This is a genomic window from Bacteroides rodentium JCM 16496, assembly GCF_000614125.1.
Taxonomy (GTDB): Bacteria; Bacteroidota; Bacteroidia; order Bacteroidales; family Bacteroidaceae; genus Bacteroides; species Bacteroides rodentium.
Window position 1 is genome coordinate 1 of sequence record NZ_BAKJ01000099.1, and the last position, 5,915, is coordinate 5,915.

Sequence of the window (5,915 nt, forward strand, 5' to 3'; positions counted from 1 at the left end):
GCGGGGTGATGAGAAGTCTTTTACGCCTTACTACAATATAAGGTAGCAGTAGAATCTATATCTTGTTATATAAGGGATTAAAGAACTTAATCTTGGCATGACAGCTTCAAGATACTACCATAACAACGAATAGTATAACGGGATAGAAACAATATTCAATATTATTAATAACTAATTTACAATTATGAACATGGAAAAAGAAATGAAGTACGAAGCTCCGGAAGTGGAAGTTTTAGAAGTAGAAATTGAAAAAGGCTTTGCATTCTCTGTGGAAGATGGAGAGGAAGCATAAATTTGTATGTATTAATCAATAACTATAGTTAAAAATGAAAGCAAAATTGTTATTAGCAGCCTTGGCGCTGCCTTTAGTATTCACGGCTTGTTCACAAGACGAACTGGAGAATAGCCGGAACAACGGGAATATTCCGAGTAATGCTATCGAAGGGCTAAAACTGAGCATCCAGAAAAGCGGTGAAAGCGACGGAATAGATACCAGAGGGACCTGGCTGGATGGGTCAAATAAGATTTCTTTTGATAAAACTGACAAAATCAGTCTGTATTGGCTGGGAACGGCAGATGAAACTGCTAAGAGCTATGAAACTGCTACTGCCCGTACCGAGATAACCGGTAAATTCAACAGCATCTTCCGCACGGACAACGGAACAGACTTCTCCTCAGAATCATTGGTGTTTGAAGGTGGTAACATTGCAGTTTACCCGGGTGATTTGGCATTCGTTCAAGAAGGTAAATTGTTCCTTAATGTTCCTGACGTACAGCAGGATGTGTCTGTCTTGAACAACATACCTTATATCTCCAACCAATTGTGGATTGAAAAGCAAGGTGAAAACCAGACAGAACAGTTGCCGGGCTATTATGGCGACAAGGTATTGGACTGCCCGGTGAAACAAGCTGCCAATGTTGTCAACTTGAAGCTGAACCTGTCCAATATCCCTGCCGGATATGGATTTGAAGTACAAAGCGTGGAATTGGTAACAAAGGATGATGAAGATGTATTTACAACTAAATCCAACATTATTACAGAGGCTGGAACTCCTAACTACGGAGGTGAAGTCCTTGTTACCGCTCCTGATACTGAAGAAAAGTCTATCGTAGCCCAGACTTGGAGCAAGCCTGCTACCGGAAGTACAAAAGCAACTCTGACTACCAAAAACATCACTAAAGTGGATGACGAAACTGTAATTGCTCATTTCGTGGTTTTGCCTACTGATGCTCCGACTGTTACTGAGAACGATGCAAAGATTGTTGTCCGTACCAATTGCGGTACCATTACTTTGGAAAGCAAAGAACAGAAACAAGGCTCTACAGATTTGAAGAATGTAGTGTTGAAGAGTGACGGGGAAGTAGACGGAACAACCGGTGCAATTAATGAAGCTATCAAAGGTTTTGTAAAAAGCCAGACTGCCTCTGAAACCAGCAAGTTCAAAGGTGAAAAAATCGGTAAGACTTTCAACAGAAGTATAGCTGTGAATGTGGCCGAAGCCAAGTTGAACGGGAGCCTGGTTTATACATCCGAGGATATTATCCGCTATGTGAATCTGCACACCGCCATGAATTCTACAGAAAATCCGGTGAGCCTGAAGATGACTCCGGCAGACGCCACTGTATCCGCTGTCTTTGCCGGTCTGACAAAAACTGCTGTAGACAAGCTTAATGTAAAGAACGCTAACAGTGAAATATTCAGCCTTATCAAAGGTGACGGACTTACAGCTATCGAAATCGTAGGTGGCGGTGAAGTATTCGATGTGAAAGCCCTTGCAGATAATGCAGCCTTACCGCTCCATCTGAGCAACGAAACTTGGGTCATGGATGACAAGCTTGATGTGGATGCCGGATTCAGCAGTATCGTCAACAATGGTACATTGACTATCAGAGGAACAGTAACAAACGGTAACCAGAATCAGATTGTAGAAGTCATTACCAATAAAGGAACTATCAATTTGGGTGGAAACGGCACGGTTGTGGTAGGTTTAGTTGAATTCAAGACTTCAGAAAGTTCAGAAATCAACATCGCTGCCAACCAGGAATTGCAGTTCAGTGCAGGTAATAACAATGGAGACTTGAAGGGTACTATCAACGTGACAGATGTGACTGCAAAACTGACTGCCACTGCCGCCATTACCAATAATGGTACTATCAACAATAATGGTATTGTTGCAGGTAATACAACCAACGGATGGACAAACAAAGGAACTATCAACATAAAGGATGACCTTGCCATCACTTATGTGAAAGACAATGAAAACGGTGTCATTATGCTGAAGAATAGAAACGATGAAGTGAAAGTTGATGACAGCACTAAGAATGGCAAGATTGTTTATAATTGGAACGATGGTGATACATTTACCCAGGCTGCGGACGACAAGTTTACTTACGTTGTATTCGATGGTATCGAAAAGCTGACTGTAACGAAGACAGCAGATGAATTAGAGAAAAATACATCCATGGAATTCAAGGGACTTTGCTCATTGACTGCTGCTGGCGTAACTATCAATGATATGATTGTTGAAGCCGGTGCAGACTTCCGCTTCACAAGCGGCAATAAGCTGACTGTGCAGAATTTGACGAATAAGGGAACAATCACTATCGGTGGTGAGATTGTTTATGTGACTAGTTTCAACGGAACAGCGGGTCGTGTATTGACTACGGGTCAAGGAGCAATTACACAACAAGTAACCTCTGAACCATAAACAGGTAAAGTCTGAAAAAAACGAAAGGGGGCATACCATATTGAGGGGTATGTTCCCTCTCTTTTTATCCATTCACCGGATACGCATACGAAACCTGACTGCGAAAAGTGTCCGGACAAGGATTTGTGAAGGAGTATGTCATTCCTTCACCCCATCATTGGTGCAGATGGAATGACAGCTACTTAAAAATGTAGAAGAGGATGAATCGGAAAAATAAGAAGAATCCCTGCCCTGACATCTTACGGATGTATCAGGCAGGGATTCATTTTATTAATTCATCGGACTAAAAGTCCGAATCTTCAAGAGCATTACTTTTATTAAAACTCTTCTGGCTCAGGCAGCGTAACACCAGTTTTGGTCAACTTCTTATTTTTTAACAAATAAAGTTTATTAATTACTCCGCTTTCCATCTCTACTGGGGTCATCTTGTCACCCACCCAAGTGATGTCGTTGTAAATATAGAAGTCTACAGAAGTTGCATTGGTCAAAGCCACCGGTGTGCTGATTTGCTGGCACTTCAAGTCAACTCTTGTCACTTCTTCAAGAATCTTACTACTAGCAAATACATCTTCGGCCAATTCTACATTTGCAGTAAATACCACATGATTAATCTTGGCACTCTTAACAGCCTTCTTCGGCAGGGCAGTCAATGAGCAAACTACATCTTGGCCGGCAATTGTTCCTGTAAGAGTAACCAGCTCATTGTTCTCGATTACACCTTCGTAGTTGGTGTAGGTATAAGCGGCTACATTAAGGTCGGCTTTGCTACCCAGTACAATAGTACCACCATTGGAATTTGAAGTGCCATTCATATAACCGTTGTTATTGATGGTAGAACCCGGATGGTTTGTAATTGTGCTGGCAACGGCCATGTCTGTTGCGATGTTGATAGTACCGTTGGAAATAACTTTCACATAGTTAGTTACATTTGATGTGCTTTCGTTCTTCGTTTCCAATTTTTCATCCTTATATTCCTGAACATCAGTACTACCTTCTTTCAGTTCCAATGCACCGTTTGTGATGGTTGCTATATCGGCAACAGCAACATCAGCATTCAAATTTAAAGTACCTTTGTTGTTGGCGATTGATGCAACTTTTACGTTTTCAGCTACATTGATTGTACCACCGTTATTCACAACGTTCAAAGAAGCAGCATCCAAATCTTTATCCAAATTCAGGATGGCACCTGCAGGAACTGTAATGTCAGTTATTCCGTCAATGGCCTCCTTCAAGGTCGTAGTACCTGCAGAAAGAGAAATTGCTTTAGGATTGGCATCTGTGGCAAACTTGATGAATGTTTTATCCTTCAGCCCTTCACTTGTGAAATTAGCAGGCGTTGCATTCATTGCACCATTGTACTCAATATCATATTCATCCAATTTTGTAGTGCTTCCAAGGACAATTTTACCAGCTTCCACATCTTCAGCCAAGAACTTGATGCTACCGCCGGTTACATCTTTATAGATATACTTAACCAATGCGTCAATCAACTCGTCATTGATGACAATCTTTGCATCGTCAGCTAAAGTGAAGTGTAAGCCAGAATCGTATTTCACATAGCCCGTTTCAGTTGCATCATAGATATTTGATGCAACGAATGCTGCATTTACTTGTTTCAAGTCGCGGTAACGAGTAGCAACTTTTGCCAAGTACTCTATCAATTCTGCGTTATTCTTCAAGCCGGTAGCCTTAGCTTGTACTTCTACTTGTTCTCCTTCCATGACAATGGTAGCCAATGTACCTGCAGTCTCTTTCAACTCAGTTTTTTCATCAGCGCTCATACGGGTGTTATACTCTTGAGCCGGATATCTCTTACCCGGGTTCATCGTGATGTCATCCAATTCAAATGCTGTTTTAAATTGCTTGTTGTCAGCTGTATAAACTGTAGCAGTCAGGTGAGCAGTCTGGATGTATGCTTCGGCCGGTATTACAGCATAGAAAGAGAATGTGCCATCAGCGGCAATCTCAATTCCTGTTCCGAAGTTAACGGTAATCGTCTCACTCTTCTCCACATTGGTAGAAGATTCATTCAACACATTGGAAGTAGCAGCTTCTTCTATCTCTCTGTTAATCCAAAGCGGATTCTCACCTCCCAGAGCTTTTTTCGCAATGCCACTCTCTGGTGCTTCACCGTTCAACAAAGGAGCTTTAACGATGAATTCCGAACCGTCTTTCTTCGCAAACACAACCTTAGTCACTTTTACAGCTTTAGCTGCATCACCTTCCTTATAGCTGTTCTTCAGTGTGAACTTCGGATAAGACATGATGTGACGATAAGTAACGGCTACGTTCTTGTCCTGATCTTTAGCGCTCAAAAACTTATAGTCAATCAAAACAGGATAGCCTTCAGTAGAAGCATTGGCATAGAAATCCTTGATTGCCTTGTTAGGCTCTTCCTTGGTTACACTCTGTTCAACGGGCACTACTGCAGAAAGCGGCATACGCAGTAAATGTGATTCACTGTGGGGTGCATAGAACACATAGTTACCTTCACTCAACAAAGCTTGAGTATTCCATTTTCCTGTAGTTTCATCGTAGTCATAACGATAGTTGGATGAAATATACTCCTTGATAGTATATAATTCCGTAGCATCACCGTCAGCAGCTTCTAATAGTGTTGCATAATTAGCGTCAGTATATGTCGGAATGTCAATAATGCAAGCGCCCAGTCCATCTCCTGTATCAGGTTTTATGGCATAATCTGTACCGTCGGCTACAGACATACGTGTACTTGCTTCATCAATAGATAAAGTAACATTAGCGAGAACAGGCCTGCTACTCAAATCCATTTTCGCATTGTTCTCTAACGCCACTTCTTCTTGGGTACATGCCGCAAAAAGTGCGGGCAATACCATAGCGGTCAAAATGTGTTTCGTTTTCATTTCTTGTTTTATATTAATTAATATTGCAGACTTACAGTTTACTTTAATCTTCTCCAGGCCATACCGGACTTGCTTCGAATCCCTGTTCGATTTCCACTTCCAAGACTTCTACTTCCGGAGCTTCATACTTCATTTCTTTTTCCATTTTCATAATCATAAAAATTAGTTGTTAATAATATTAATTGTTATTTCTATTTCGCTATATCATTGCGATAGTGCTTATCGCCATACCTATTGCTTGCTATCCGAGAGCTATGTATAATAAGGTGTAATCGGTCGTCGAATTGCCCCTGCATATAAGATACAAACCTGCGCATAGCCCCGC

2 protein-coding genes are annotated in these 5,915 nt (G+C 41.4%); one reads left to right on the plus strand and one right to left on the minus strand.

All coding sequences use genetic code 11. The annotated features are described in order from the left end of the window. Window positions 1-326: 326 nt before the first annotated feature. Window positions 327-2,708 carry a hypothetical protein gene (locus JCM16496_RS20460; RefSeq protein ID WP_128809777.1) on the plus strand — a complete coding sequence of 794 codons (2,382 nt, stop codon included), beginning with the start codon at window positions 327-329 and terminating at the stop codon, window positions 2,706-2,708. Window positions 2,709-3,025: 317 nt separating this feature from the next. Here the strand turns inward: JCM16496_RS20460 and JCM16496_RS20465 are convergent, their stop codons facing one another. Beyond that, window positions 3,026-5,590 (minus strand): hypothetical protein, encoded by a 2,565-nt coding sequence (locus tag JCM16496_RS20465; RefSeq protein WP_128809778.1) that lies wholly within the window; start codon window positions 5,588-5,590, stop codon window positions 3,026-3,028. Between the last annotated feature and the right edge of the window lie 325 nt (window positions 5,591-5,915).